General features: G+C 40.6%; 25 protein-coding genes and 1 pseudogene. 14 read left to right on the top strand and 12 right to left on the bottom strand.

Going from position 1 to position 25,972, the window contains the following annotated elements:
• The first annotated feature begins 26 nt into the window (after positions 1-26).
• Positions 27-3,689 carry a plasmid replication protein, CyRepA1 family gene (locus PLEUR7319_RS42690; protein ID WP_019505895.1) on the top strand — a complete coding sequence of 1,221 codons (3,663 nt, stop codon included), beginning with the start codon at positions 27-29 and terminating at the stop codon, positions 3,687-3,689.
• Positions 3,690-3,725: 36 nt separating this feature from the next.
• Positions 3,726-4,045, top strand: a pseudogene (locus tag PLEUR7319_RS42685) (DUF1016 N-terminal domain-containing protein); the annotation flags it as partial.
• A gap of 180 nt (positions 4,046-4,225) precedes the next feature.
• Here the strand turns inward: PLEUR7319_RS42685 and PLEUR7319_RS0114155 are convergent.
• Complete coding sequence (locus PLEUR7319_RS0114155; RefSeq protein WP_019505894.1) at positions 4,226-5,182, bottom strand: tyrosine-type recombinase/integrase; 957 nt, start codon at positions 5,180-5,182, stop codon at positions 4,226-4,228.
• 310 nt (positions 5,183-5,492) lie between these two features.
• Between PLEUR7319_RS0114155 and PLEUR7319_RS0114150 the strand changes: the two genes are divergently transcribed.
• Positions 5,493-6,362 carry a hypothetical protein gene (locus tag PLEUR7319_RS0114150; protein WP_019505893.1) on the top strand — a complete coding sequence of 290 codons (870 nt, stop codon included), beginning with the start codon at positions 5,493-5,495 and terminating at the stop codon, positions 6,360-6,362.
• Between the two features lie 54 nt (positions 6,363-6,416).
• Here PLEUR7319_RS0114150 and PLEUR7319_RS0114145 read toward each other — a convergent pair whose 3' ends face one another.
• The 7 genes from PLEUR7319_RS0114145 to PLEUR7319_RS0114110 form a co-directional block, all read right to left on the bottom strand.
• The gene (locus tag PLEUR7319_RS0114145) at positions 6,417-6,692 is read right to left on the bottom strand and encodes a hypothetical protein (protein WP_019505892.1); all 276 of its coding nucleotides are present in this window, start codon (positions 6,690-6,692) and stop codon (positions 6,417-6,419) included.
• Positions 6,692-6,877, bottom strand: coding sequence for a hypothetical protein (locus PLEUR7319_RS0114140; RefSeq protein ID WP_019505891.1), 186 nt, complete (start codon positions 6,875-6,877; stop codon positions 6,692-6,694). The genes PLEUR7319_RS0114145 and PLEUR7319_RS0114140 overlap by 1 nt, the downstream gene beginning before the upstream one ends.
• Positions 6,878-6,885: 8 nt before the next feature.
• Entirely contained in the window at positions 6,886-7,263 is a 378-nt protein-coding gene (locus tag PLEUR7319_RS0114135; RefSeq protein ID WP_019505890.1) for a hypothetical protein, read from the bottom strand.
• Position 7,264: 1 nt separating this feature from the next.
• Complete coding sequence (locus PLEUR7319_RS0114130; protein ID WP_019505889.1) at positions 7,265-7,810, bottom strand: siphovirus Gp157 family protein; 546 nt, start codon at positions 7,808-7,810, stop codon at positions 7,265-7,267.
• Between the two features lie 247 nt (positions 7,811-8,057).
• Positions 8,058-9,191 carry a hypothetical protein gene (locus PLEUR7319_RS0114120; RefSeq protein ID WP_019505887.1) on the bottom strand — a complete coding sequence of 378 codons (1,134 nt, stop codon included), beginning with the start codon at positions 9,189-9,191 and terminating at the stop codon, positions 8,058-8,060.
• Positions 9,192-9,264: 73 nt separating this feature from the next.
• Positions 9,265-10,779, bottom strand: a complete 1,515-nt coding sequence (locus tag PLEUR7319_RS0114115) for a relaxase/mobilization nuclease domain-containing protein (protein WP_019505886.1) — start codon at positions 10,777-10,779, stop codon at positions 9,265-9,267.
• A complete protein-coding gene (locus PLEUR7319_RS0114110; RefSeq protein ID WP_019505885.1) occupies positions 10,776-11,144 on the bottom strand; it encodes a hypothetical protein in 369 nt (122 codons plus the stop codon). The genes PLEUR7319_RS0114115 and PLEUR7319_RS0114110 overlap by 4 nt, the downstream gene beginning before the upstream one ends.
• A gap of 525 nt (positions 11,145-11,669) precedes the next feature.
• Here PLEUR7319_RS0114110 and PLEUR7319_RS35315 point away from each other — a divergent pair.
• The 4 genes from PLEUR7319_RS35315 (at position 11,670) to PLEUR7319_RS0114085 (ending at position 15,254) form a co-directional block, all read left to right on the top strand.
• Positions 11,670-11,942 carry a hypothetical protein gene (locus PLEUR7319_RS35315; RefSeq protein WP_019505884.1) on the top strand — a complete coding sequence of 91 codons (273 nt, stop codon included), beginning with the start codon at positions 11,670-11,672 and terminating at the stop codon, positions 11,940-11,942.
• A gap of 135 nt (positions 11,943-12,077) precedes the next feature.
• Positions 12,078-13,554, top strand: a protein-coding gene (locus PLEUR7319_RS39380) for an IS5 family transposase (protein WP_371265370.1) whose coding sequence is annotated in 2 segments (ribosomal slippage) — positions 12,078-12,509 and positions 12,511-13,554 — 1,476 coding nt in all. Because the reading frame shifts where the segments join, the coding sequence is not laid out codon by codon here.
• 27 nt (positions 13,555-13,581) lie between these two features.
• The gene (locus PLEUR7319_RS0114090) at positions 13,582-13,950 is read left to right on the top strand and encodes a hypothetical protein (RefSeq protein WP_019505882.1); all 369 of its coding nucleotides are present in this window, start codon (positions 13,582-13,584) and stop codon (positions 13,948-13,950) included.
• A 29-nt stretch (positions 13,951-13,979) separates the two neighbouring features.
• Positions 13,980-15,254: a ParM/StbA family protein gene (locus PLEUR7319_RS0114085; protein WP_019505881.1), complete on the top strand. Its 1,275-nt coding sequence runs from the start codon at positions 13,980-13,982 to the stop codon at positions 15,252-15,254.
• Here the strand turns inward: PLEUR7319_RS0114085 and PLEUR7319_RS0114080 are convergent.
• The gene (locus PLEUR7319_RS0114080; RefSeq protein ID WP_019505880.1) at positions 15,251-15,463 is read right to left on the bottom strand and encodes a hypothetical protein; all 213 of its coding nucleotides are present in this window, start codon (positions 15,461-15,463) and stop codon (positions 15,251-15,253) included. The two genes, PLEUR7319_RS0114085 and PLEUR7319_RS0114080, sit on opposite strands and share 4 nt — an antisense overlap.
• On the bottom strand, positions 15,460-16,029 hold the full coding sequence (locus PLEUR7319_RS0114075; RefSeq protein ID WP_019505879.1) for a zeta toxin family protein: 570 nt from the start codon (positions 16,027-16,029) through the stop codon (positions 15,460-15,462). The genes PLEUR7319_RS0114080 and PLEUR7319_RS0114075 overlap by 4 nt, the downstream gene beginning before the upstream one ends.
• A gap of 311 nt (positions 16,030-16,340) precedes the next feature.
• Here PLEUR7319_RS0114075 and PLEUR7319_RS0114070 point away from each other — a divergent pair, with 311 nt between their 5' ends.
• Positions 16,341-17,027 carry a response regulator transcription factor gene (locus tag PLEUR7319_RS0114070; RefSeq protein ID WP_019505877.1) on the top strand — a complete coding sequence of 229 codons (687 nt, stop codon included), beginning with the start codon at positions 16,341-16,343 and terminating at the stop codon, positions 17,025-17,027.
• A gap of 53 nt (positions 17,028-17,080) precedes the next feature.
• Here the strand turns inward: PLEUR7319_RS0114070 and PLEUR7319_RS0114065 are convergent, their stop codons facing one another.
• The gene (locus PLEUR7319_RS0114065) at positions 17,081-17,428 is read right to left on the bottom strand and encodes a hypothetical protein (RefSeq protein WP_144054304.1); all 348 of its coding nucleotides are present in this window, start codon (positions 17,426-17,428) and stop codon (positions 17,081-17,083) included.
• A 101-nt stretch (positions 17,429-17,529) separates the two neighbouring features.
• Between PLEUR7319_RS0114065 and PLEUR7319_RS0114060 the strand changes: the two genes are divergently transcribed.
• Genes PLEUR7319_RS0114060 through PLEUR7319_RS0114040 form a run of 5 tightly spaced genes read left to right on the top strand, consistent with a single transcriptional unit; the run spans position 17,530 to position 23,367 of the window.
• Entirely contained in the window at positions 17,530-18,270 is a 741-nt protein-coding gene (locus PLEUR7319_RS0114060) for a hypothetical protein (protein WP_019505875.1), read from the top strand.
• Positions 18,267-19,244, top strand: coding sequence for a DUF6753 family protein (locus PLEUR7319_RS0114055; protein ID WP_019505874.1), 978 nt, complete (start codon positions 18,267-18,269; stop codon positions 19,242-19,244). Before PLEUR7319_RS0114060 ends, PLEUR7319_RS0114055 begins: the two co-directional genes overlap by 4 nt.
• Positions 19,245-19,268: 24 nt before the next feature.
• Positions 19,269-20,525: a hypothetical protein gene (locus PLEUR7319_RS0114050; protein WP_019505873.1), complete on the top strand. Its 1,257-nt coding sequence runs from the start codon at positions 19,269-19,271 to the stop codon at positions 20,523-20,525.
• A gap of 38 nt (positions 20,526-20,563) precedes the next feature.
• Entirely contained in the window at positions 20,564-22,087 is a 1,524-nt protein-coding gene (locus PLEUR7319_RS0114045; RefSeq protein WP_051044435.1) for a hypothetical protein, read from the top strand.
• A 2-nt stretch (positions 22,088-22,089) separates the two neighbouring features.
• Positions 22,090-23,367 (top strand): toprim domain-containing protein, encoded by a 1,278-nt coding sequence (locus PLEUR7319_RS0114040; RefSeq protein WP_019505871.1) that lies wholly within the window; start codon positions 22,090-22,092, stop codon positions 23,365-23,367.
• Positions 23,368-23,437: 70 nt separating this feature from the next.
• On the opposite strand, the gene PLEUR7319_RS0114035 is transcribed toward PLEUR7319_RS0114040, so the two are convergent.
• Positions 23,438-24,052, bottom strand: coding sequence for a hypothetical protein (locus PLEUR7319_RS0114035; protein ID WP_019505870.1), 615 nt, complete (start codon positions 24,050-24,052; stop codon positions 23,438-23,440).
• 284 nt (positions 24,053-24,336) lie between these two features.
• Here PLEUR7319_RS0114035 and PLEUR7319_RS0114030 point away from each other — a divergent pair, with 284 nt between their 5' ends.
• Positions 24,337-25,959 (top strand): ATP-binding protein, encoded by a 1,623-nt coding sequence (locus PLEUR7319_RS0114030; protein ID WP_019505869.1) that lies wholly within the window; start codon positions 24,337-24,339, stop codon positions 25,957-25,959.
• The last annotated feature ends 13 nt before the right edge of the window (positions 25,960-25,972 follow it).

Below are 25,972 nucleotides of genomic sequence, written 5' to 3'. Positions count from 1 at the left end.
CAAATAAATTAATGGAGTCTCCTTCAATGACGCAACAATTACCGAAACATTGCGCTGCTTCAGATACATCGAAAGAAGAACAATTACCAAACCAACTAACATCTGCTGAATATCAAGAACTCCAGTGCGGAAGTGGAATCCATCCAGATATAATCAAACTTAACTTTTTCCACTTAGAAGGAAATACAGCATTAGATCGCTTATTCATTTCCGATAAGCTTAAAAGAATTAACACAGGTGCAGTCAGCTATAGTATCCTCAAACGCTATCGCCATATTGAAGCTGGAGGTTGGTGGGTATCGGGGATTGATGTCCTAAACAACTACCATGACGATCTCTGGGGACAATTCAAACCACTTCTACCCAGACTATCGGCAGACAAAGGGAAAATAATCAAATATGAAGGTCCTCCGAAATACCCGACAGGAATAATTGCCCTTAAAGTTTCTCGGCTTCTTTGGCACACTGTAGCTCGTCTAAACAACATTAAGCTATTTCTCTCTCCTTTAACTCTCCGACTCAGTAGTCGCACTGTCCCAATATCATTTTGGTCATGGGTAGTAAGTAATCGGTCAGTTCCCTTGATAATTACCGAGGGAGCTAAAAAAGCTGCTGCTTTACTTAGTCTGGGCTACGCAGCGATCGCCTTACCTGGTGTTTTCAACGGCTACCGCCAACCCAAAGATGAATTTGGGCGTAAAACAGGACTAGCCAAATTAATTCCTCAACTTCAAGTCTTTGCTCAACCTGGACGTAAAGTTTGTTTTGCCTTCGATAAAGACACTAAAGCCAGCACAATTGCCAATGTCAATATAGCAATTGCCAAAACAGGCAAACTGTTCGCTAAAGCTGGAGTTGATGTCAAAGTAATTCGCTGGCAAGAGTCAGCGAAGGGAGTTGATGACTTAATCGTCCAAAATGGTGCAGAGGCATTTCATCAAGCTTATGATCAGGCATTATCTCTAGAAACATGGTTAGTCCGCTCCTCAGTTGGGTTGACCTACAAAGCCAATATTCAGGTTAATAGAAGATATCTGGGGTCACTCGTTCCCTGCCTTGCGAAGACAGGGCTTGCGAGTGACCGCCTTCCGCGGTCTTTAGTTGAGGCACAAAGGGACAGCCCCGAAGGGGCAGATCGTCGCAGAGCCATTCGGCTCAGGTCGTCGTCTTCGACGACTGGCGAATCTTCGATTCGCGCACTGGGACGCGAAGCGTCCGTCCCGCATGTAGGCAGAAGGCAGAAGGCGCAAAGGGCTTGCCCGCATGCAGGTAGTAGACAGGAAGGAGAAGACAAGAATGACAAGCTTGCTAATCAAAACCTTCAACCCGACACCCTACCCCCTACCCCCTACCCCCTATCCATCCCCGAAACTGCCAAACTCATCTGCCTCAAATCTCCCAAAGGCACTGGAAAAACTTATTTACTCGAACAAATAGTAGACAAAGCCACAAGAGAAGGCAAATGGGTACTGCTACTAACCCACCGCATTCAATTAGGTGAGGCATTATGTCAAAGAGTAGGACTTCCTTACCTGAGTGAAATTAAAACTGTTGAATATGGAACTATTCTTGGATATGGACTTTGTATCGATTCACTGCATCCCAACTCTGGAGCGAGGTTTAATGCCGATAATTGGGAGGATGGAATAGTAATTATTGATGAAGCCGAACAGGTAATTTGGCATATGCTCAACTCAGCAACCTGTGCAAACGAAAGAGTAGAGATTTTAGCTCAGTTTAAAACTCTAATTCAAAATAATCTTTCAGGGGACGGTCAAGTATATTTAGCCGATGCCGACTTATCAGATGTTGCTATCGACTATATTCGTTCTCTGGCAGGTTTTCATGTCGAACCTTTTGTCGTGGTCAATGATTGGCAACCGCCTATTGAGCAACGTTGGACAATACATAATTACGAAGAGAAAAATCCCGCTCGTTTGGTTCGAGACTTAGTAAATCATATAGAAGCAGGGGGCAGACCTTTTATTAGTTGTTCGGCTCAGAAACTCAAGTCTAAATGGGGTACACAAAACCTAGAATCCTATCTTCAGTTAAAATTCCCGAATAAAAAAATCCTCCGCATCGATTCAGAAACAGTAGCCGATCCGTCTCATCCAGCCTATGGCTGTATTGCTCACCTTAATGAAATATTACCCAACTACGATCTGGCGATCGCTTCTCCTTCGATTGAAACAGGAGTTAGTATCGAATGCGAAAGGAGGAATAAACGCCATTGGGAAGTTCCCATTGCCTTTCAACTATTATTGCAGGGAATAAATACAAGCTTAGGCAAAATTAAAAAAGTCCCTCATTTTGATTCCGTTTGGGCGATCGCTCAAGGAGTACAAACGGCTGATTCTATTCGCCAAGCATTAGCACGGATCAGAGCCAATGTTCCCCGCTACCTTTGGGCAGCCAAACGAGGTTTTCATAAATGTATGGTGGGTAATGGAGCTACGGTTAAAAAAGCTTTAATTGCCAGCACTAAAAATAAAGCCAGCAAGAATATTCGATACTTACAGCTTGCCGATACCTTTTTGTCAGACCTGGATCTCGATACTAACTTCCAACCAGAATCCTTGAACACCTGGGCAAGAAGAGGTTGTTATATAAACCTCACTATGCAAAACTATCGCTCATCTATTGTCGAAGGTTTAATTGCTGAGGGACACGAAGTAACCGCTCCAAATGAACCTAAAACAGAAGTTCCTAATCGGGTTACCGACATAGAAACACAATTAAAACAGGTAGCTCAAACTAAATATCAAACTGAATGCACTCAAGTAGCCGATGCACCTATCCCTACAGACACTCAATATAAGAAACTAAAAGACAAACGAGCTAAAACTAAATCAGAAAGATGGGTCGAACGTAAGGGCAATTTAGTTAGACGTTATGGCAGCGATGTGTCCATTACCCCCGATCTGGTAGCAAAGGATGACGAAGGTTGGTACGGCAAGATACTGTCTCACTATTACCTCACTGTCGGTAGACAATATCTAATAGAGCGAGATTTAAAACAGTTAAAGGCGATCGCCAAGCATAATCAGAATCGTTTATGGCTGCCAGATTTCAATCGCAGTTTGCTGTCTACACCACTAAGACTGTTAGAGACTTTGATTATCAATTTACTCAAACCAGGAGTTCAGTATAGAGGTAGCGATCCCAATATCAAGTTAATTGCCGAGCTAGCTCATGCGAATAAGCGAGAACTCAAAACGTTTTTAGGTCTGACTATAGTAGACTCAGATACGCCAATTAAAATAGCTCAAAAATTACTAAGTTTACTGGGACTAAAACTGACTTATATTGGTCGCCTGGGTTCAAGAGAGCAACGAGAAAGGGTTTATGTGTTTGAATCCCCTAATGACGGCAGAGAAGAAATCTTTACGAACTGGTTGCAAAAAGATAATGCCTTCACACAAGCTGAATTGGCAAGCAGTGGTGACGTTTATAATTTGTCTGCCGTGTCCACTATAGGGAAAGATAATAATTTATCTCCCGAAGCGGACATTGAAATAGAGTCAGGAAAAAACCAGATTATCCAGCCAGGAACGATAGTTGAATGGTTAAAAGCGAAGGGTACATGGATTGTTGAAGCTACTACGGGAATAGTTGCCAAAATTAAAGATAAATATGGCAAAGAAGCATTAGTCAACTGTCAAGAATTAAAATGCTGTCAGAGTTAATGATAAATAATTAGATTGTCACAAAAGACAGGAAAAATGAGCGAATTAAATGCTGATAACTACGGAAGATTACTGGGTGAAATAAAGCAGCATATTCGTTCTGCTCAGTATGAAGCTCTTAAAGCAGTTAACCAAAAATTGATCGCTCTTTACTGGAAGATTGGCAAATCGATTGTAACTCGACAACAGGGAGAAACTTGGGGAAAGTCAGTAGTAGAACAATTAGCCAAAGATTTACAACAAGAATTTCCAGGCATCAGCGGTTTTTTAGCTGGACGCATAATTTGGTACTCATGCAGAAGTGCAAAGATGATGAAATGCGGGAGTTCTACATCCGTATGGCACGTAAGTTTGGATTGTTGAATATGCCCTTAAAGAATCTAATCAGCCGATAGGGATTGCTACCTATCAAATTGTTTCAACCCTACCTCAAGAATTAAAAGATCAGCTTCCTGCACCAGAACAAATAGCTAAGTTATTAGAGGGTATGGAATAAGAACTAACGTTCAATAGTCTAATTTTATGGCATTTGGCAATTATTTAAATTTTAGTCGTTTAACTGCTCGACGTTTTCTCCCCTCACCGCGACGGTCATATTTAGCAGTAGTGGCAGGAGAAGCATGACCAGCTAATTCCTGTACCGTAAACACATCTTCACCCTCTGCCAAAAGATCGCTACAAAATGTACGCCTAAAATCATGAGGTGAAAAATGTTTGACTCCCGCCATTGTTGCTCTAGCTTTGACCAACTTGTAAATACCATCTCCATCTTCTGCGAAATGGCGCAGTGTTATATTACCGCCTTTGTTTACAGGACAGATTAATGCACCAGGGTGATTGCCTCTAATCTCTAACCATTCTTCAACCATGGCGATTGCTTCATTTGTCAAATAAACAATACGAAACTTTCCGCCTTTACCTCGCTCGATAGTTAATTCTCCAGTAGCTAAATCCAAATCGGCGATCTGCAAGCGAACTAATTCTTGTCGCCTAATACCGCCACAACGAAGAATAGCAAGCACCGCTGCGTCTCTAATGGCGATCGCACCTCCTTGTTCGTGGCAACAAGAGATCAAACTTTCTATTTCACCACCAGTTAATGCGCGACCTCTAAGTTTTCCTGTGCCTTTGACATTAGAGATATCGACAGCTTTATGAAAGTCGTTGGCATCAATTAAATCTAAGCGATAGGCCTCAGTGAGAACCCGACGCAAAGCAACTAACATTTTATTGGTAGTAGTAGGAGCAAGCCTTTGTTTTAAAGCAGTTCTAACTGCTGCGGTATGATGATAGCGTAACTTTGACCAATCTAGAGAAAAAGCATCACACTCTCCTTCGGTCAATAGACGAGCGATTGCATTGAGAGAAGACAGCATAGAGCGACGCGACCCTTGGCTTAACGAACTAAGATAAACTGCGGCAGGATGAAGAGTGACGGGAACTGGCTCGTGTAGCTTTAATTGTGCTGCTTGAGAATAAAGCAGGTAGCTCATTATTGGCTTTTTACACTTTCTTAATTATTCTCCCACTTAAAGTTTATTTGCGATCGACTTTGTTGAGGCGTGAAGCGCGATCGTCCGTAGCGGATAAAAGTATGTACAATTTGCCTTTGCCCCTGAATAGGGGTAATCATTAACGATTTATCAGCGATATTACCAACTCACAGATAGCTCTTGAGAATCGATGTTTCCAAGAGCTATTTTGGCGATTGATACTATATTTTCATGCATTGAGTGTCCCTCGACATCTCTTTAACGGTGCTGAGAAGGTAAAATAATTTAAGCATCATCGGAGAAGCAATAGATGGCGCGCTCCAAAAAGCAATGGCGAAAGAGAAGAAAATCTTCGAGTAAAACTAGCGAACTAGCAGTATTACCCATCGCACCTCTTACTACAGAAGAAGAAGGCGATCGCTTACACTTGGAAAGAAAAGTCGAACGGGCATTTTACGAAGCTGGCATGGCATTAATGCAGTTACGCGACCGTAGGCTTTACCGCTCTACTCACGCTACTTTTGAAGATTACTGTCGCGATCGCTTTGATTATGTTCGCCGTCGTTCATATCAACTAATTGATGCTGCTAAAATATACAACAACTTGAGCGAAAAATGTGTACAATTTGTACACATTTTGCCAACTAGGGAAGGACAGGTAAGACCGATGAGTCAGCTAAATGCCGAAGAACAGGTATTAGCTTGGGAGACTGCTGTAGAAGAGGCTGGAGGTAAAGTACCGACGGGAAAGATTGTCAAAGATGTGGTACAGCGTATCAAGGATAAAAAGCGACCGCCAATAACTCTTCGAGTAGGAGAAGTTTGCTTTCTTATAGCTAAGGACAATCCCGAATTACGGGGTAAAAGTGGCTGCTGGTGTATTGTGAGCGAAGTCTATAAATTTAGCTGCTCGGTTGCTACTTGGGATAATGAATACATACTGCGACCAGAGCATCTTCAATCTTTAGAATATTCCCAGGATGAATGTAAGCAAATGGAGAATCTGGGCGTTCGTATGAGTGAGCTTCATCAAACGGGGAACTTGGATGAAGCCGCACTTTGGATTTTAAATGGTTTGGCAAAGCTTAAAACTCCCTATCTAACAATCTTAGAAGAAAAGCTGTTGGTACTTTTAGAACTTGAATATGGAACTGCTCTCGATAATACTGGCTCAGACTAGCCAGAGCGAGGATGAGTTTATTATCATTTAGCTTTTTCGAGACAATACTATTTATTAAAATCCCCAGGGAATCTTGTTGGGTTGGGAATTGGCGAGCTTTAGTTGCTCTAGACTATAGCCGTAATTAGTAATAGCCTGTTTGCCCTCGACGATTGCCTTTGGCAGTGCGCGGAGCGCAATCGCACTTTTGGCTTCTTTAGCTAATTCTGCCATCATCTCTGGAGTCACTTGTCCTGACAGTTCGAGATGTTGAATTTTACGAGCGGTAACAATAGCGGGATTAATAGTTTCTGGACTACTGCACAGGTATTCTAGAGGAGATTGATTCATTATCCTTTTGTTCCTGCCTGTTTAATTATTTGAATTGGTTGACCTGATTCCCTCTGAATCTTGGCGTTGGCAGCTGCGGGAATGAAGGGGGATAAGACTTGTCGCAGTTTGTCATCATCTGCTGCAATTGCTGCATCAATAGGATATTCTTTGCCTTCAAAAACTACGGGAACTTTATCACTCATAGCTTGTACTAAAATAATTGAACTTGTTTGATAGTTGAGGTATTTGATTCGGTTGGTTCTACTTTGGTCTGAGAACTGGTTTTATTAGATTTAGTAGATTTTTGCTTACTGGTTTTGCTTTGCTTGACGCGAGCATGAAACTCTCGTTGGGGCAAGTCAGCTTTTAATTCTTCAAGCAAATCTGTAATTGGTTCGGGTAGATTAACCTGCGATCGCTTGACTATTTGAGTTAGAGGAATATCTTCATGGGTGCTGACAGCAATAGTACATTTAGCATCATCGTTAGTAGAATCTCCTGGATGCAATAGTATGACAATTTTGACTGTGCATTTATCTAAATTGTAAGGTTCTGGTTGTGGGGTTTTAGTTGTTGAAGAGTCTGTCATCTTAGGTAATATCCTTGCTTAATCCGTAAACTACTCGTTGTTTTTGAAATACTTCCGTACCTTCTACTTCAATGCCTTGTTTCCAAGCTTGAGTAATGGCTTTCTTATCTGGTTTGATCTCAACCTTTTCATACCGATATTCTTCTGGTAAATCCTCAGTCTGAATTAGTACCTGGCAACTTGGAGGATTATTTTGAATTTTGATAGTTCTAGATAAACCCTCTGTCTTATTAGCGATCGCTCCTGATTCATGGAGCTTGATGATGGTTCTGTCGATAGTTTCCTTTTTACTTTTAAGGCGTTCGATTGCTCGGTTATGAAGTTCGACTAGATGTTGTTTCCTGGCAGCGATCGCGGCAATTTCGGCTTCAATCTGTTCGGCAACATCTGCCACCGCATCAATAGCAACTTCCTGGTCAGATTTATGCTGTAGAAATGAAGCGGTTAAGATTTCGAGATCCGATTCATCTTTAGTTTGCTTGAGTAGATTCCATAATTCCACTGCTCTAGTTGAACTGTATTTGAGAACTTGAGTAGCTAGGCTCATTTTTTACTCCTTAATACTGACTATAAATACAGGTATGAAAGTAATCGCGCTCACGCTCAATCTTGGCGATTAAATAGCTTGAAGGTTCGAGTTCGTCATCTTTCGATTGCCGTTCGTATCTAGTTTTTTTAATTGGTGTATTTTTATTTGAATCTGTCACAAGATTGGCTTTCATAAGGGCAGTTATTTATTGCTTTAGTTAGCCAAAATTGGGGGCGATAGCCCTATACTGCGGTGGATGTTCGGGCTATTTCAGATAACTAAATAAGTTCGCTTGTGTAACTTCAGGCAGAGAGCTTTTATTCTTTAAAGCCTTGCTAACAATTGGATTAACATCTGTTTTTGAATGAGAATTTTGTAGCGTTTGTTTGAGGTTGTCTTGATAAGCTTTCTTGTCTGTGGGCTTTAGTTCGACTTTTACAATGTCGGCAAATTTAGGTAGCCAAAATTTAGTATTAATCGATTTAAAATTCTCCAATGTAAGGGAATTGCCACAGATTAGATCTGTATTGCCCAACCACCAAATTGGACAATAGTACCAGGGAGCGTACAAGGCGAATTGAATTAGGGCGCATTCGAGCAAATCGCGATTGATATCGATGCCAATAGCACATAGATTATAGTTACTCTGGGTTAATAACATCGACCCCGTACCTACGGCTGGCTCGTTGACTGTATGAAAGCGAGCCAGCTTATCTCTAGAGCAATTTGAGTCAAGGATTTTGCTAATGAATTCGGACACAACCATTGGGGTGGGAAAAAATCCAGTTGCTTGCTGTGCTTTTTTACCTGAAATCTGAGGCAATAGCCTGCCAAAGTAGTCGTAGGGAAACATCAGTAAATAGGTGAGATCGAATAGTTGGTACAGTCGCATTGATGCCCCCTCACAACCTTGGGGTTCTTCGAGTAATTCCTTATAAGCAGGATGCCCCAAGCCAAATAGCAGCCAATGCAGGAAATAACGCAGATAAGTCCAGCTACTCCAACTATTCCAGCTACCAGATACGGGAATAGCATCCAAACAATCAATAAGCATTTTCTCCGCCTGTTCGTTGAAGCCCCAGCTAATTTGAGGAATTTCTCGATCTGGTAGGATGTGTTCGATGACAAATTTGGGTATGGCTTCTGGTTTTCTATTTTCAATTAGAGCGATAGTCTTTTCCAATTTCCAACGCTCCCAGGCAACTTCAGGCATCAATTGACATTCTTGCCAATACAGCCATCTACCCCATATCAGATTCTCAATTTGTGTTAGGTAAGGAAAGAGCCAGCCGTGCTTCAAATCTCTTTTCAAATGGGAATCGAGTTTTTTCTTCGGTTTTCGATCTTGATACTGTTGCCAAAGTTGCCGCTTTTCGTCGGGACTCAAGGGATATTTCATTTTTGAGAGGAATCGTAATGTTCCTCTGGGAAGCGTCAGCTTGGGCGATTAAGACGAATTTCTTGTTGTAAGACTACAATTCTAGTTGTTTACAATTGCTGGGTTTTCTTTCACTTAATGTGTTGTTGTTTTTAGCTTCAGATTTTAAAATCGTCTCAACCTTGTTCCAATGAGCTAACCAACTTTGCTGCCAACTACTGACATCCTTTTGAATTACCAAACCCCGAACGCTATCTGAAACTAGCTTTTTATCGCTGTTATTAACGACTACAGAGTTAAACTTAGTTAAATCTAGTTCAGTAAGTTGTCCTAAGCGATCTAAACTTAGATACAAACAGGGGCAATCTTCTTGATCGACCAATCGATCGACTAAATAAGCGGATATAGCTTCTACGGGCGAATTTGTGACAATCATCTTCTTAGCTCGATTGCCAGTACCACCAATTTCAAACCAAAAGTGAGAATCTTTACTGCCTAATAAGCTTTGTTTGTGCCAAATCGGTTCTCCTTCCGCCGACGCATCTAGTAAGTCAGCTTCATTCAAACCAGCAGATATACGTTCGGGGATGCCATAGCGAGCGAGTAGTGTTTTTTGAAGATTGTTCCACTGTTTTGGATCGGCTATCTCCTGAACTTTCTCGACTAAATGGACGTTAGCTAACGCTTTGAGGGGTTGCGGTAGCCAATAGTATAAGTCAATCTGTTCCCAGTCAAGAAATTGTTTATTGTCTATTTCTACCGATCTACCTTGATATGCAGCTTCAAGTGCAGGAGTATCCCTAATCTCATCAAAATCGATGCCTCGCTCAGAAAGCAACTTAGGAAAACTACCGTTATGTAGCTTGCTACCTCTAACTTTAAAATCTCCCAAGCGATAGCTAATACGCTTTCGACCTTTTTCGGTAATGTAGGGTCGAACATCAATTCCTAACTGCTGCATTCTACCTATGAACGTGGTCATAGTTGGTTTATCTCGACTGGAAGCACCGATCGCAGCCTCTAGCTTTGCCATTATAGGAATTTCTGGTGCTGTATCTGGGTATTTCCTGCTCTCTCTTTGGTAGCGTTGTAACTGCTTGGTTTTTGGTCTTTGGCGATCGCATTCATGACTAGATACAACTTTAGTTAGCTTGTGTTCTGCTTCTAATCCTCTGAGAATTTGCTCCAAACGAGTTTTATCGAAACTATCTGAAACGCGATTGCCATTAAAATCGATCCCATTGATAACAATATGCAGATGATCGTGGTCGTGTTGCCAATCGTGTCCAGGGTCATTTCTGCCATGGGCGATCGCTACCCACTGATTGTTGGTATAGCCTAGCTTGTTAACTATCGATTCAGAGATTGCCAGCTTGGTAGAATCATCTACCTCCCCGTCGGCAGGAGCAAAGCCAATACTCAAATGTTTAACAGGTTTTTTGGTAGTGGGTCTAGTGCTGGCTATCCAGTCGAACTGACTGGCAAGTTCCTTGGCATCGGGTTCGAGTAATACGCGCTCGCCACCCATAATCCGAGCTTGCTTATTGTCTTTAAGTAAATATCTAAACAGGCGATCGAAGCTGCTACCAGTAGTAACTTTGCCAATCAACTTACTTTTTTCTCCTGTAACTGACTCAATGTTTGGCGCAGTAGATTATAAATCTTTTCTAACATCGCCCGCTCGTCGGGATGTAGTTGGAAGCTCTTATTTGAAGCTGCTATTTGAGCATCTTGTAAGCGAGCCAACTGGTTAAGATTGTTACCCTGACGGCATAGTTCCAGATAAAGAGACTTATCGATTGCTGGAGTTACATTGGCTATTTTCTTATTCAAGCCAGAATTAATCAGATACTCAGCTAGAGTCATACCCGAAGCTTCTGCCTTAACTTGTAATTGTGCTTTCTCCTTAGCTGTAGCTCTAATATATATTCGTGATTCTTTCTTGTGACCAGAATTTTGTTTGGGTTTAGTCATTAGCGATCGATGTGAAACTTAAATACCAAGAGAGAATGAATAATGGTATTAAACTAAGTTCGTTGTGGGGTCTTAGGGAAATGCCTCTAACAAGCAGAGTCGTTGCTTAAAATGACTAATACTTGATTATTAAAAGTACGTACTAAGACACTGCTTGCTAACAATAATATCACAGAACTAATCAGTAATAAATTACAGTAAAAACAGATATTTACTAGTTTATCAACGCCAATAAATTGGAATAATCGGCGTTAATAAGTACATATTAATATATGACAAAACGATAAATCATTTAGTTCAAATAGGGAATTGTTAGCGAAAAATTGCTGTGATAACTTATTAGTAATCCACTTTTGCGTAAGAAAAGCGAAATTTAGGCGTACTGTTGTCGCTGTTACGTCTTCATTATTTTTTAACAGTAATTTGTATATTTTGTAAATAACTTTATTGCTCGATCTATTTGTTAAAAATTTTCTCAGGCAATAGTTTGTATTTCTATTTAGTTGGAAGTGTACTCATAAAAAGATGGCAAAAGAAAAAAGATTAAAAATAGGAGAAGGTTTAGAACTTAGGTGTTCTGCTAATAGTCCGTTAGGGGAGGTAATTAGCTATCTGCAAAAAATGCCTTTAAATAATTTAGAAATGGCAAGAAGTACCCTGATTGCCCGTTACTTACCATTTACATTAGATTCAACCAAAGAAGAGTATCGCGCTACTGCTTTAGCTTGTGCGATTGAATGTGAATCATGGGGAAGAGCGATTAGGGAATATTGTGCATTGCCATCCCCATCTATATAGGGTTTGCTGAATAACTTGACAACCTTGAGCCAATAAAGGTTATAAGGATTTTAGGCGCAGAAAAAAGTTAAGTAAAAATGGCGAAAAACCCCTAAAATTGGTAAAAGACCCTTGCACTTATCTGAGCAAGAACAAATGTACCGTAAAACTAGCCAGTCGGAGCTTACCCCAGAAAATTTTGAATTACCCTTTGAAAGTAAGTTGTCATCAGAAAACCGATGGGTAATTATGGCAGAGTTAATTCCTTGGTCAGATTTTGAGTCAGAATATGCAGAAAATTTCTCAGAAACAATGGGAGCAATAGCCAAACCATTTCGGATGGCATTGGGGGCATTAATTATTAAAGAAAAATTAGGAATAAGCGATAGAGAAACTGTAGAGCAAATAAGGGAAAATCCTTATTTACAGTATTTTCTAGGGATGTCAGACTATAGCAATCAAGCCCCATTTGATGCCTCAATGATGGTTTATTTTAGAGAAAGAATAGACCTGGATTTAGTTAATAAAATCAATATAAAAATGGTAAATAATCTCCGAGAGAAAGAGGAGGAAGAAACAGAAAAAAAACGAAAAAGAAGAAGTTAAATCAATTAAAAATCAAGGAAAGTTAATATTAGATGCTACTTGCGCTCCTGGGGATATAAGTTATCCCAATGATTTGGGAATATTAAATCAAGCCAGACGACAAACCGAAAAAATTCTAGATTCTCTTTATAAAACTTGTCAAACAAAGAAAGTAAAAAAGCCAAGGACTTATAGAAAGAAAGCGAGAAAAGATTATTTGAAAGTTGCGAAGAAACGTCGTCCATCTCGACAAGAAAGAAGCTCGGCAGTCGCCAAACAATTACAATACATCAAAAGAAATTTATCTCACATAGAGAATTTAGTTAATTCCGAGGCTGATTTAAGTAGTCTATCTCCAAGCCAATATAAAATGTTGTTGGTAGTTACAGAAGTTTATCGTCAACAATTGTGGATGTATGAGAATCAATCCAACAGAATTGACGATAGAATCGTCAGTATAACTCAACCTCATATCCGTCCTATCGTCAGAGGAAAAGCAGGAAAAACTGTGGAATTCGGAGCAAAAATTTCAGTAAGCTGTTTTGACCAATATGTATTTTTAGATCATTTGAGTTGGGATAACTTTAATGAATCAGGGGATTTAAAAACACAAGTAGAAGCCTATAAAAACTTCACTGGCTACTATCCATCCTCAGTTCATGTAGATAAAATTTATCGCAATAGAGAGAATCGAACTTGGTGTAAAGACCGAGGTATTAGAATCAGTGGACCACCATTGGGAAGACCACCTAAAAATGTTAGTAAATCAACTAAAAAACAAGCTAGAGATGATGAAAGATTTCGTAATGCTATTGAGGGAAAATTCGGACAAGCAAAACGACGTTATGGACTTAACTGTATCATGGCAAAACTCTCAAAGACAGCAGAAACTTCTATTGCCGTTACTTTTTTAGTTATCAATCTTTCCACCCTGCTCAGGCAGGTTAGCTGTCTTTTTTTGTCTTTATTTCTGAATACCTATAAATTCGGCTCGATTACTGACTTTTTTATTATTAAAACTGATATTAAAGTCAAATTACTAACATAAAAACTTATTTTTTAAACAAGCTGATTCTTGTCAATTTTTCCGATTACTTTTTCAGCAAACTCTATATATAATCCAATAGCTGTATCTCAAAACTATCCTGTAGTTACTGAGTTTGCCAACGGTGATAATTCCTTAAAGGAAAATAGGTCTTTTGTAGAAACAGCTAAAGTGTCTGCAATAAAACATGAAGAGGACGAATTAGATAAGTTGAGACAAAAGCTACAAAAGGTTGTGGATACTTCATCATCAGCAGCAGATGCCAAGGATAAACTGATCGAACTCCAGCCAGAAAAAGATGATTCTTGGACTGAAGCTCAATGGGAATTATGGGAAGAATTTGCCAATAAACAAGAAACTGAAGCCGATAAACAACTTCTCGGCGATTGGGGAAGGTAGCGAACGAAGGCGGAAGCTTTGGTAAATGTATGTTTAAAAACGAATCTGCGATCGATAAAAATATGAATAAAAGAGCCTCAAAATTAACTATAGTCTGTGACCACGGTACGAGTTTGACTAAGGTGCTGTATCGAGTTGGCAGAAGTGGTCAACCAAAGCATTTAACTATGGATGCACAGCTACTAAAGCTAGATGTAAATGTAATTGAGAATCTGCAACAAACTTCCAAATTGGGCAAACCCGAACACAATGCTTGGTTACAGATTGACAGCAACTCTTGCTATTTAGTAGGGAGATTGGCACAGGAGTATCGCGCATCAACTAGTATCAAATCGTTAAAATATGAATCGATAGTACCCAAAATTCTCTCGGTTGTGGGTGCTATCGCGGTAAAAGAAAAGTTATCCGACCAAATAAAATTAGATTTAGCTTTACTGCTGCCATTAGGCGAATCTAGCAATAATTCTGAATTAGAAAAAGAGTTGGAAGAATCGATTAGCGAGTTTAAGTTTCAGGGTAAGACCATAGGAGTTGATTTGCAGAGATATCGATGCCAACCAGAAGGGTATGGTATTGTCTCCAATCTGCTAAAAATTTGCTCTCTCGAAACAGTCCAGGCTCAAACTTTTGCCGTATTAATGTTTGGCTATCGCAACACCAGCTTATTGTTATTTAAAGATGGTACGCTTAGTTTTGACGGTAGCGGAACTACCAACTTGGGGTTTTATAATTTTAGCGATCGCATTATTAAGAAAACATCTGGATTAACCAGAGAAGATATTCAATCTGCTATTTATACTTGTGAAGAGAATATTATTAACCACAAAACTGCATTAGGTGAAGAGAGATTAATAACTAAGATTGTAGTAGAAGAGTTAGTAAAGTCTAGGGATAAACAGAAGGCGGAAGTTGAAAAAAGCAGGATTGAAACTGCTATAAGTAATTCAAAGAGAGAATATTGGCAATTACTTGAAGGCTGGTTAGATGAAGTTCTTCCTACTCAAAGACAGTTAGATAGGCTCGTTTATACGGGTGGTACGTCGGGATTTTTCAGACAGGAATTAAAGGATTACCTATCGGGTAAATATTCAGACGTAGAAGTTAGCTCGACAGAGTTAATAGAGCGATCGCTTTTATCAGAATTGAATTTGAGCAAAGTTGAATCACCACGATTCAAACAGCAGCAACTACCATTGAGATTTGCCGATGCTTGGGGTTTGTTTATAGACTTTGCTAGGTATACTCCTAAAAACTCAACCAAACCTATAAAGATGGCTGGTGCTGCGTCCATTGGAAATGGTTAAGACTGAGCTTGTTTGGGGGCTTCTCTTTGTTCGAGCTTCTCTGCTAGAGGAGTAATTTCTTCTGGGGGAACGATTTTTACTTTACCGTTTTCGCCTATGGCGATCGACTCACCCTTGATTCGGTGCTGTTCGATCGCTTCATCCACTGCTTTTTGGACAAGGGGATTTAGCTTGGTAGATAACCTATCATCTGTATTATGATTCATCATGACTCTTGAGTAATTTGTTGCAAAATCGATGGTTGATAGACAGTGATTTGTCGGCTGGGTGTCTTCTCAGCTACTACGCTTCTAGTCTGTCTAGTATTATCATAAACAATCCAGTAGTCAGCTATAGGGGAATATAGACTAACAAAGTTGTCTCTGCCTCTTTCGTATCTCCTACGTATTATATCTTCTGGGATATTGTGACCTCCAGATGCTACCCTTTTGGCTACTCGACTAACTGCTAATTCTGCACTTTCTAACCAGACGTACACTAAATTAATTCTATAGCCTTTAGCTTTACACTCTCTCAAGAATTTAGCGAAAGTTCGAGCTGCTAAAGTAGTCTCGAAAGCAAAATCCCTATCCTGTCGAGATAGAGTGTTGATTCTTTCCAGCATCAACCTACTAGCTTGAATAGCGACAGCATTAACATCATTAGGGTTAAGTTCGGCAGCAATGATATCGGCGTTGACAAATTCAATCGGGTTATCAAATAAGGATAAGATTGTAGTAGCTAAAGTCGTCTTTCCCGATCCGTTACAACCACCAAAGACATATATTTCAGGCATAAGTTTATATTCTTATTTGATTCATAGAGACGGTAGTGTTAGTTTCCAATTTACCAGGATCGATAACTCTAGACTGGATAAGGTAATTGAAAGGCTTGAGCATGAGTAGCTGTATTATTATTCAGCTCTTCTTTGCACCGCTGCCCAATAGATACTAATCGATTATTCGATCTCATCAATTTGTACTATTAATATTGGGAATAGACTTCGATATCTTCCAAGTTTATGATTGTATTAACTGAGAAAACAAAATAATTAAACACAAGAAAACCTATTTTCCTAATACGATTAATAATTAATCTTTAAAAGTTATGAATCAGATAGAAGTCAATCAAAGCAACAATTGTAGCTTTAATTTACCAAAGGCTACAGTTTTATTAATTAAACGCGATCCTTTCCAAAGATTGGGATTATGCAAAATACTATCACAGCAAAATTCTTTAACCATTCACGATTGTGCCGATTCATTTACAGGTTTGAGATTGGCACAAAGATATCAACCAGATGTAATTATTTTGGATTTAGAATTTTTAGTAGCTAGTGATTTTGAACTTAACGAGCAATTAAAAGAACAGTCATCCCAATCTAAATTAATTGTTTGTGGACAACAACTAGAGCGTGAAACTGTACTAAAGGTTTACTCCATTTCAGCAGGCTATTACTTAGAAGATGGCGATATTTCTAAGCTGCTTTTAGCCATAGCCAATACTTATGAAGGAAGTATTTATGTTCATCCTAAAACCAGTAAACTACTATCAACCAATCTCTTGCTACCAGTATCATCTTCAAGATTGGATTCTCTCGCACCAAAGGAGTTAGATGCCCTCAAGCATTTGATCGCTGGCAAAGATTATCAAGAAATCGGGCAGAGTATGTGTATTAGCTCTCACACTGTACGTAACTATATTTCGGGAATTGTGAAAAAGCTGGGCTTAAAAAATCGCACTCAAGCTGTAGTAGTAGCTGTATGTGGTGGCTTGTTAGCTGAAGCTCAATAGAAAAAAAGACCAGTTAAGGTCTTTAAATAAATATATAGTGTAGCTACAGGAATCTAGCTAAAATCTAAGTCGTCACTTTCAGATTCTTTCTGCTTGCTACTAGCTTTATCAATGTCACGCATATAGCGGAAATAAAGCTCCATAACCTCAGCTTCGCTAGTAAGCCAATAGACATTTTCCAGGATTTCGTTCAATAACTCATCAGCAGAATGTTTACCGTAGCTTTGCTCGAACTTTTTGCCAAAAGCATCCCAGTTGAACTTTTTCCCTTTTTCCTTATGGACTCTGGATAAAGCTCGACCAGATACTTCCTTGGCTACATAGTAAATAGCTCTATGTCTGCGTTCGTCAGCATCGGCAAAGATTTTCTGCATCAAAGATTGAGATGTGCGTTTAGCCATGAATTGAATCTCCATTAATTTAGGAATTTTTCACACACATTGAGCCGATAGGCTCTTCAAAATTCAATCTCAATTCAATCAATTTTATTCAGGTCAACACTATGGCAACTATATTTTTTATCGATAGCGAAAAGGGGAACATGGGCAAAAGTCTCTTTTGTCGCTGTCTGCTTCACTTCCTAGAACAAAAAAAGATTACCTATAAATTGATCGATACCGATCCTAAACCCGATGTCGCTCAAATCTATCAAGGCATTAAGGACATTCAGTTTACCGCTTCTGATGAGGCGACGATGATGTATTCACAGACAGCAGGTGATGTTGACAAGCTGATCGAACTGGCAATGAAAGAAAATGTCATCGTCAATCTTCCAGCTAAAGTTCACCAGCAGGTTAAATTCTGGATTGAAGGCAATAACTTATTGGAGGAAAGTTTTACTAAAGAAAGCGGTGTTAGTTTCTGCAAGTTTTTCCTCTCTAATGGCAGCGATATTTCCTTAGAATTACTAGAAGATTCATTGCAGACATACGAGGGAAAACTACCTCATATTTTAGTTCGCAACAAAGGTCTAAGGTTGGACTGGTCGGAAATCGATTCGGGCGAACGCTTGTCTGGATTAAAGTCCAAACATCAGTTTCCAGAAATTGATTTCCCTGGTTTGCGTCGTACCGATATCGAGTTTATCGATCGCCAAAAGCAACCTTTTTCTCAAGTAATGGCGGAATTACCCCTGTTATCTCGCCAGAGGGTCAAAACGTTTCTGAGCGAGACGATAGCAGCTATTGAAAGCACGGGCAAGTTTGCTACTTCCTCTACTGAAGCGACGGGGAATAAAAAATGAGTCAAGAATTAACACCCGCAGAAATTGAAACTTTGGCTGAATGCGCTGAAGACGGAACGGAAGATCTACTGGCGGATGATATAGCAACCGATGATTCTGACGGTCAAACCTTCTACGGTTCTGATTATCCAACAGCCAGAAGCACCGAAGCAAAAAATCGGGCATTTATGGCGACTGCCTTAGAAAATATGAGCGATCGCGAACGGGAAATCGTGCTGCGAACGGCGATGGAAACCGACATTAAAGGCGACGATCCTCTATTTATCTTTCTGATAGCTACGGGAAAAATTGAATTGCTGCTGCATCAAAAACCAGCGGAGATTGAGGCTTTATTCGCTAAGCAATACCAGGAGTGGCGCAAAGACTGGCAAAAACGGCTGAAGTATTCCCATGCTTTATTTTTAGAGCATTCTAAAACCCTTCAAGGTTATATCAAAGAAACTCAAGAAACACTGGAAATAGCTTCCGCAGCAGCTTTAAATGCCCACAGCGACAAGATTACCGATGCAGCAAATATAGTCATTAAAAAAGCAGCCTTTACTAAAATTAGCCACGATGCGATCGCTCTGACTAAGGCTGCATTCTATATATTCCTTTCTGTTTCTATTGGTGTGGTGTTGGGATTGGCAATCCCTATGTTCTACAAACCACCGCCACCAGAACCAGATCCTAAAGGAGCAAGACAGCTAACTTTAGAAGAAGCACTCGCTCTGGAATGGGCAATGAGCGATGTCGGTAAGTCCGCCAGAGAAAATCCAGAACTCGTCCAGTGGGCTACTGGTTTCCAAGGTCAGTATGCCAAAGAGCTTATGGAGTGGAATCAGGTTTTGCTCAACAAGCGAGGCGGTTCATTCTTATGCGAACGAGATGCCGAGAAGCTGGGGGTGGTGCTGCGTTTGGAGGGGCGAGAAACCAAAAGAGGTTTTTGCACTCTGTGGGTGCGATCGCCTAGCGAACGTCGGTACGTGGAATAAGTATCAAATACAGTGAAAAAAGCAATGAGTCAAACTCTTAAATATTCAAAAAACACTAAATTATCGATCGCAGCTTTAACTACTGCAACACTGTTCGCAGCACCAATAACTCAGGTAAGGGCTGCTGACTATTGGGATGACAAAAGCATTACTGAAAATGTAGTTGATGGCGATCGCCTAGTGGGACAGGTAAGTTTGCCTGACTGGGACAACATTACCTTAGAAGATTTTCCGCCGATTCAAGAAGGAGGAAGCATCGGCACGGAATTTAATTCTTATGCTGGCTACGATCTCTCGCGGGAGTGGGTAGCAGGTGATTCTCTAGTCGATATTCTCAAACTGGGGGATGTGGAAGAAGGTTTTGCAGCACAGGAATTAAGTATTGGTGAAATTGCCGTTCTTACAGAAGTTGATACTAGTGATATCGCTCTATCTGCTTTCGAGCTAGCTAAAGAGCAGTCGTTGGGAGAATTAGTCGAGGCAGTACCAGGATTGGGTCAACAGCAGGTTAGTGAAATCGAACCAATTGCCAAACTAGTGGAAACTAGAATCGGCAGTGGTTATGAAGATACCAGTATAGATTCTCTAGTAGAGAGCGATCTTATGGCTAAGGAGCTTAAATTGGGAGAAGTTGACCTATCTCAATACAGTATCGACGATATCCCTGGCTTAGAAGATACAGCGTTAAAAGAATTTGCAGGCTGGGAAAATGCAGGGGTAAATGACGTTCCCGCATTATCTAAAGTTGCTTTGAGTCAGATGCCCAATCCCCTTTCTAATATTGCCATGCCAGTAATGCGGATCGATGCGGTTTGGGGTGATGCTGAGAGTAATCGCCAACGAACCGTCAGTGGGAGTTACGAAGAAGGCTTTAATGTTCCCTGCACCGCAGGTTCTCGCTGTCCTTATATTGAATTAGACGATATTGAGAATTTTGGTAGCGACTGGCGGTTGCCTACCGAGGGAGTGCAGTGGATTGAAGGGCGCGATCCTCAATCGGGAAACATCTGTCCCGATCGCCCTTGGGGAGTTAAAGGCGGGCATGGGGTATTAGGAGCTGTTAACTGTGGCAAAGAGCCTACAGGTCGCCACCCCTTTGGCAAGGCATTCAAGTTTGCTATTTGGGGAACGGATGAGACTACCGATAGCGTTGAAACAGCGATCTTTTTTCGTTTTTGTGCGAAGTCGCCCTTCGTCGATTTGGGCTGTACCCCCTATTTTATAGGTCCAATTCCATTTTTCAGTTTTCGACGCGATAACTGGATCTTCTTGGGTATTTAATTTTTATTCAATTAATTTATACATATTTTTTTAGGCAAATGAAATTCTCAAAATCATTTAAGCTACCCAATTTAAAGTTTTACCTGCCGTTGTTAGCAGCCAGCACTGCTGCTATGGGTGGAGTTGTACTCGCTCAGGCATCGGTACTGGCAGCAGAATATACCGTAGCAACCAACTTGAGCTACGAGCAGGTCAGTCAAGAAACGGCGATCGCTAATGGAATTAATGTCTCTGTCAATCCAGGCAGAATTGCTGTAATAGACTTCTCGACTACGGATGAGGCGATTTCCTATATTGCCTTGGGAGATGCGTCGCGTGTGGTTTACAACACTGATTTTCCTATTGCTTCGGGTACGGCTCAAACTATCTTTCTGTTGCCGATTGAAGAAATTGATTTTCCAGGGGCGACAACTGCTAAAATCACTAATCTGGTGGCTAAAACGGTTGATGCTAAAGGGATGAGCCGTGTCTACAATTTCCAAATTAATCACAGTAATAGCGTTGCTAATTTAGGAATTAAGATTACGCCTCAAATTCGCAACAGGATAGCCAATCGCGATCGCCAGGTCATCAAAGTTAGTTACGGGCGTGCAGCCAATCTCAATGATGTGGAACGTGGATTGAAGCTGGCAATCGATCGCGGATTTACCAAACCAAACGATCCAGTAGTAACTAAGGTTAAGCGTTTTGTTGCTAAGGTGAGGAATGGAGATCTGAGTGTAGTAGAGTCTGCTCAATCTGTTGATATTGACATAGCGGTAATTTCATCCTTAGCAGAGATGGCTTTAGAGCAATTTTCTTTTGTCAAGCAGGATGGCGGACGAAGGCAGGAGGCAGATGGCAGAGGGCAGAAGGAGAGTTGTAATAAAACCGAGACTTATTCGCAGTTGAAGAACGCTGAGTATACGCTTGGCAGAGGCTTTAAACTGGAAAAGGAACAAGGAAGTAAGCCTTCTGCCCTCTGCCCTAAAACTACATGCGGCGAACCAAATCGCCTTTGTGCCTTCCCAGGGGGTAATAAGATTCAACAGAAATTCCCAAGTGTTCCTTCTACGACCAAAAGTAGTGATGACGATCGAGCAATAGAAAAACCCAAAGCTATAGATCGTTCAGCAGCCATAATTCCAGATTCAAATAAGAAACCACAAGTTGAATCAAAATCTGAAGATTCAATTCAAACTGTAGGCAACACTACAGAAACAGCAAGTCTGATAGATCCCAATGAGGACTTGTCTGTTTATCTCACCAAAGTACCTTCTGTGCCGTTGCTAGCTAAAAAAGCAAGTAGTGAAGATGATGAGCGTGTAGAAAATGCGCTCAAAGCTCACGATCTATATTTTGGTTGGCAGCGAGTAGTTAGACAAGGAATATTAGATCTTGATGATGGGACTGAAGATAAAGTTAATCGAGCTATCAGCTTAGTTAGAAGAGGGACACCCATAAAATCAGCTCTAAAGGATGCCCAGCTTGGGATACAGGTAAGTTCATTTTTACTAGCTATTAGTACAGATGATACCGAAGCACTGGCTTCTCTTTCAGCGAATGTAGCGAGGGCAATTTAGTAATGAGTTTTGAGATAAACACTAAAACACCCCTCTACCCTCCAGAAGTGATTGATGAAGTACGCCAATTCGATCTTGAAGAAGTTGCCCAGCGTTTGGGGATGAAGCGCGATCGCTTCGATAAAAAGAAGTGGCGTATTACTGGTTGCGCTATTTCCATCGATCCCAGTCGCGGTGTTTTCTTCGACCATTTGGCGCAAACTGGAGGTGGCGGTGCGATAAGCTTGGTAACACACGTAATGCAGTGTGATTTTGTTACTGCCATGGATTTTCTTTGGGGTAAACCCGTAGATTTTCCATTTAGAAGATCTGACAAAGTTGTGCCAGCAAAGGTAAAAGTACCAGAAAAGCCAGCAAGATGTAATCGTCGCGATCGCCAAAAATGGCAAGATGTAAAAAATTACTTAATCGATCATCGGGGACTGCCTACTTTTCTAATAGATTCTCTACATAGACAAGGCTTAATTGATGCCGATAGTCGCAGTAATGCGATGTTCTTTCGTTATGCCATAGCTAGCAATTTCCAGCTAGGTGAAGCGGTAGGTGCTAGTTTGAGGAGTACTTCTGGCGACCTCAAGTTATTAACTCCAGGAACTAAGCGTAATGAAGGCTGGTTCTTTTTTGGTATTGGTGAAGGCATAGTTTACAGAATATTTTTGGTAGAGTCTCCTATTGATGCTATATCCCTAGCAGCTTTGAGAGGAGATTCTATTTACGGTAGAACGATTTATATCTCAATCGATGGTGCTGGTAGTATTCCTATAACCGTATTAACGAATGCTGTTCAACAGGGAGCAAAGATAATTCTCGCGCTAGATGGCGATCGCCCAGGAGAAGAAATGTCCTGGCGAATTGCCAAACAGCTTCAAAGTAGTTTGAGGGTACGTCCCTTAGCAGGTAAGGATTGGAACGAGCAGTTATTAGGGAGCAAGCCATATCTACCAATTAAAGAGGAGTGGTTTAGGTTTGCTATTGCTCTTGGTAAAGATGAACTTACTCAGCAACGAATAGAACACATGGTCGAGCAAACTATTCTCTCTACAGCCGAAAAAAAAATGTTGAGATTTGATTGGATAGCCTTCAGACGAAGGCAAGATCGATTATGGCAATGGTATCGTCAGGCAGAAATTGCTCGTAAATCTCCTGAATATCTACAAAGAATTGTAGAAATAGCGATCGCCTTCAATCAACAGCAGCCAGTGCCATTGTCTAAAAAGGCGATCGAGACGATGCAGAAAGATTTATTCAATCAATCATATTGTGTTGTGGGTAAAAACTAGTTCTAGCTATCTATTTTAATTTATATAGCTAGAACTAAATTAACCATCGACCGAACCGACTTGTCAGAGACTACTCTTCGTCAAAATCATCGAGTTCGTCATCCTCGAAGTCTTCTAGATCCTCATCTTCGGCTTCATCGACAAAATCTAAATCTTCAGACTCATCGTCCAATTCATCGTCATCATCGAGTAATTCTTCAATGTCATTTAGATCGTCATCCTTCTCCCGTTCTTCTCGCTCGCGTCGATTTCGCTCTTCTAGGGAACGGTCATTGTAATCGATGAGAGCTTGGACTGCTGCTTCGGGTTCGGTTGGGACATCATGATAGACAATTGCCATTGCTTGAGCCACGACTTCAGGGGGATATTTGAGAGCAGTAGGTTCGCCGAAGATTTTGGCAAAGATTTTATTCCAGGTATCCCAACTAAAGTCATCTTTAGCCAATCCCAGGAGATTCTTTCCCAAGCGTTCTCTAGTGGCATAACCGACCTTTTTGCCGATTCTTTCTTCTCTAGTATCGAGTTTTACGCCAAACTTTTTCTGAGCAGCAGCAATTAAAGTATCGGCAAGCTTTTGCGGTGTAACATTGGTTGATGTTCTAGTAGTTTTAGCTTTGCTTTTGCCATTGCTACTAGCACCATTTTTACTAGCAGATCTTGCAGTTCTACGACTAGCTGTAGCCATAATTAAACTCCTTAATTCAATTTATTTTTCTAAATACGCGCTGATAAGCGCATCAATAAATTTATTGGTTACGTATTGAAATGAAAACTAAAGAGCTGGCTCAAAGGTCAAGAACAAAAGGGAAAACATTATTTTACCTTTACTCTTTAATTTTTATCAATCTCAAAGCAAAACTAGTTTTATAGTCGAAAACGATAAATTTAATAGTTATTTTTAGGAATAGTAATTTCAAATCAGCTCTGATATTTTATTAGATAAAAGAATATTTTTATACTTGAATTAAAATGCATTCAAAACACTGGATAAAGCGAATCGAATTAAATTCAACCATTACAGCGATAGAGATTAAGCCAATTGATATCGATGTACTATTTAGGTATTTTGCTAGATTTGACAAGAAATTAAATACTCCAGTCTTTTATTGTAATTCTGGCTATGAAAACCTACAAAAAGTAGAGATAGATCGGCAAGAAAATATTAAACTAAGTCCAATTCTGGAAACAAAAAAAACAGCAGAGGCAAATTACATACTCAAGTTCCTCTTACAATCTGATAATGTTGCCGAGGGGATATATTTACTAGATGACTTATGTGATTATGAGGAATTACCCGTAGAGATAATAAGAGAAAGAGAAGCCTTAATCGCTAACTTAAATCGCAAATATGCTTTTAGTAACCGCTCTGTTTATATTGTTTTATTAGGGGAATATCTTCAATTCGGCAGCAGGCTTGCTGCTCAAATCCCAATCTTGAAAATTCCTCTACCCGATCGCGCTGAAGTTGAAACTCTAGTAAGAACTTGCTTTGTTCGAGAGGAAATAACAGAGAAATCAGCTTGGCAAAAACTGGTAACGGCTCTACAAGGTTTATCGAGGGGAGAAATTGAGCTGTTATTACAAAAGCATTCTGATGCTGATATCAGTAGTTTGGTAGACAAGATTTTAGAACACAAAACAAACTGCTGGCGGGAAATAGGATTGGAGTTCTTTGCCAAACCCGATGTCAAAAGTGCAGGGGGTAACGATCTACTGCAAAAATATCTTCATGAGGTAGTAGTCAAACTCAACGAATCTGGAGCAAAGCAATATAATCTCAGACCGCCCAAGGGGATGTTGTTAATGGGTCCTCCTGGAACGGGAAAAAGTCTGTGTGCCAAGCTCGCTGCCAAAGCATTAGGCTATCCTCTGTTGGGATTGTCTTGGGGTAACGTGTTGGGATCGCATAATCCCGATAAGGCATTAGCTCAGATATTAGAAGTAGCTGACTGTCTAGATAACTGCGTAATTTTAGCCGATGATTTTGATAAGGGATTTACTGGATGGTCAGAAGGAGGAGCGAGCCGTCGATTATCCCAGCGATTATTAACCTGGATGCAGGAGCATACTAGCAACGCGCTGATGATTGCTACAGTCAACCGCATCCAACTACTGCCCTCTGAGATTAAGCGTAGGTTTGATGATGGCGGGATTTGGTTTGTCGATCTACCTCATAGGGGAGCGATTAGAGACATTTTCTTAATTCATCTGGGTAAATATTTTCCCTCTCAGTTTGCCGATGGACGAGATCCCTGGTCGGAGCGAGATTGGTATCGTTTACTTAGGGGATATCAGGGTTCGACCCCAGTTGAGATAGCTAATGCCGTAACCCGCTGCGCTGAGGAGTTTTACTGTAACCTGAGCGATGAAGAGAGGCAGGAAGCTGCGGTTACTCCTACAGTAACTATTGAGAGCTTGATAGCTCAGTTGTCTCAGTTTAAAAAAGCCTCAATTCGCGATGCTGAGGATTTACAGGCGATTCGCAATAAGGCGTATTATGCGCGTCCTGCTGCTTCAGAAGATAAGAGTGAGTATGCTGTGGTTCGGCAGGAATTATTTGAATATCAAGGGCATCATCTTGAAGCTGGATGAGCGCGGTCGTAAA

It is taken from the genome of Pleurocapsa sp. PCC 7319 (assembly GCF_000332195.1).
Taxonomy (GTDB): Bacteria; Cyanobacteriota; Cyanobacteriia; order Cyanobacteriales; family Xenococcaceae; genus Waterburya.
The sequence above is the reverse complement of the archived record's forward strand: the minus strand, read 5'-3'. Positions and strand labels throughout refer to the sequence as shown.

Bases quoted from the DNA above. Each gene is read 5' to 3' on its own strand.
- PLEUR7319_RS0114045 (WP_051044435.1), top strand. From the start codon at position 20,564: ATGAAATTCTCAAAATCATTTAAGCTACCCAATTTAAAGTTTTACCTG.
- PLEUR7319_RS0114070 (WP_019505877.1), top strand. From the start codon at position 16,341: ATGAATCAGATAGAAGTCAATCAAAGCAACAATTGTAGCTTTAATTTA.
- PLEUR7319_RS0114130 (WP_019505889.1), bottom strand. From the start codon at position 7,810: ATGAGCCTAGCTACTCAAGTTCTCAAATACAGTTCAACTAGAGCAGTG.
- PLEUR7319_RS0114145 (WP_019505892.1), bottom strand. From the start codon at position 6,692: ATGAATCAATCTCCTCTAGAATACCTGTGCAGTAGTCCAGAAACTATT.
- PLEUR7319_RS0114120 (WP_019505887.1), bottom strand. From the start codon at position 9,191: ATGAAATATCCCTTGAGTCCCGACGAAAAGCGGCAACTTTGGCAACAG.
- PLEUR7319_RS0114135 (WP_019505890.1), bottom strand. From the start codon at position 7,263: ATGACAGACTCTTCAACAACTAAAACCCCACAACCAGAACCTTACAAT.
- PLEUR7319_RS0114040 (WP_019505871.1), top strand. From the start codon at position 22,090: ATGAGTTTTGAGATAAACACTAAAACACCCCTCTACCCTCCAGAAGTG.
- PLEUR7319_RS0114140 (WP_019505891.1), bottom strand. From the start codon at position 6,877: ATGAGTGATAAAGTTCCCGTAGTTTTTGAAGGCAAAGAATATCCTATT.
- PLEUR7319_RS0114050 (WP_019505873.1), top strand. From the start codon at position 19,269: ATGAGTCAAACTCTTAAATATTCAAAAAACACTAAATTATCGATCGCA.
- PLEUR7319_RS0114080 (WP_019505880.1), bottom strand. From the start codon at position 15,463: ATGATGAATCATAATACAGATGATAGGTTATCTACCAAGCTAAATCCC.
- PLEUR7319_RS0114075 (WP_019505879.1), bottom strand. From the start codon at position 16,029: ATGCCTGAAATATATGTCTTTGGTGGTTGTAACGGATCGGGAAAGACG.
- PLEUR7319_RS35315 (WP_019505884.1), top strand. From the start codon at position 11,670: ATGGCAAAAGAAAAAAGATTAAAAATAGGAGAAGGTTTAGAACTTAGG.
- PLEUR7319_RS0114085 (WP_019505881.1), top strand. From the start codon at position 13,980: ATGTTTAAAAACGAATCTGCGATCGATAAAAATATGAATAAAAGAGCC.
- PLEUR7319_RS0114110 (WP_019505885.1), bottom strand. From the start codon at position 11,144: ATGACTAAACCCAAACAAAATTCTGGTCACAAGAAAGAATCACGAATA.
- PLEUR7319_RS0114155 (WP_019505894.1), bottom strand. From the start codon at position 5,182: ATGAGCTACCTGCTTTATTCTCAAGCAGCACAATTAAAGCTACACGAG.
- PLEUR7319_RS0114150 (WP_019505893.1), top strand. From the start codon at position 5,493: ATGGCGCGCTCCAAAAAGCAATGGCGAAAGAGAAGAAAATCTTCGAGT.
- PLEUR7319_RS0114060 (WP_019505875.1), top strand. From the start codon at position 17,530: ATGGCAACTATATTTTTTATCGATAGCGAAAAGGGGAACATGGGCAAA.
- PLEUR7319_RS0114055 (WP_019505874.1), top strand. From the start codon at position 18,267: ATGAGTCAAGAATTAACACCCGCAGAAATTGAAACTTTGGCTGAATGC.
- PLEUR7319_RS42690 (WP_019505895.1), top strand. From the start codon at position 27: ATGACGCAACAATTACCGAAACATTGCGCTGCTTCAGATACATCGAAA.
- PLEUR7319_RS0114065 (WP_144054304.1), bottom strand. From the start codon at position 17,428: ATGGCTAAACGCACATCTCAATCTTTGATGCAGAAAATCTTTGCCGAT.
- PLEUR7319_RS0114030 (WP_019505869.1), top strand. From the start codon at position 24,337: ATGCATTCAAAACACTGGATAAAGCGAATCGAATTAAATTCAACCATT.
- PLEUR7319_RS0114035 (WP_019505870.1), bottom strand. From the start codon at position 24,052: ATGGCTACAGCTAGTCGTAGAACTGCAAGATCTGCTAGTAAAAATGGT.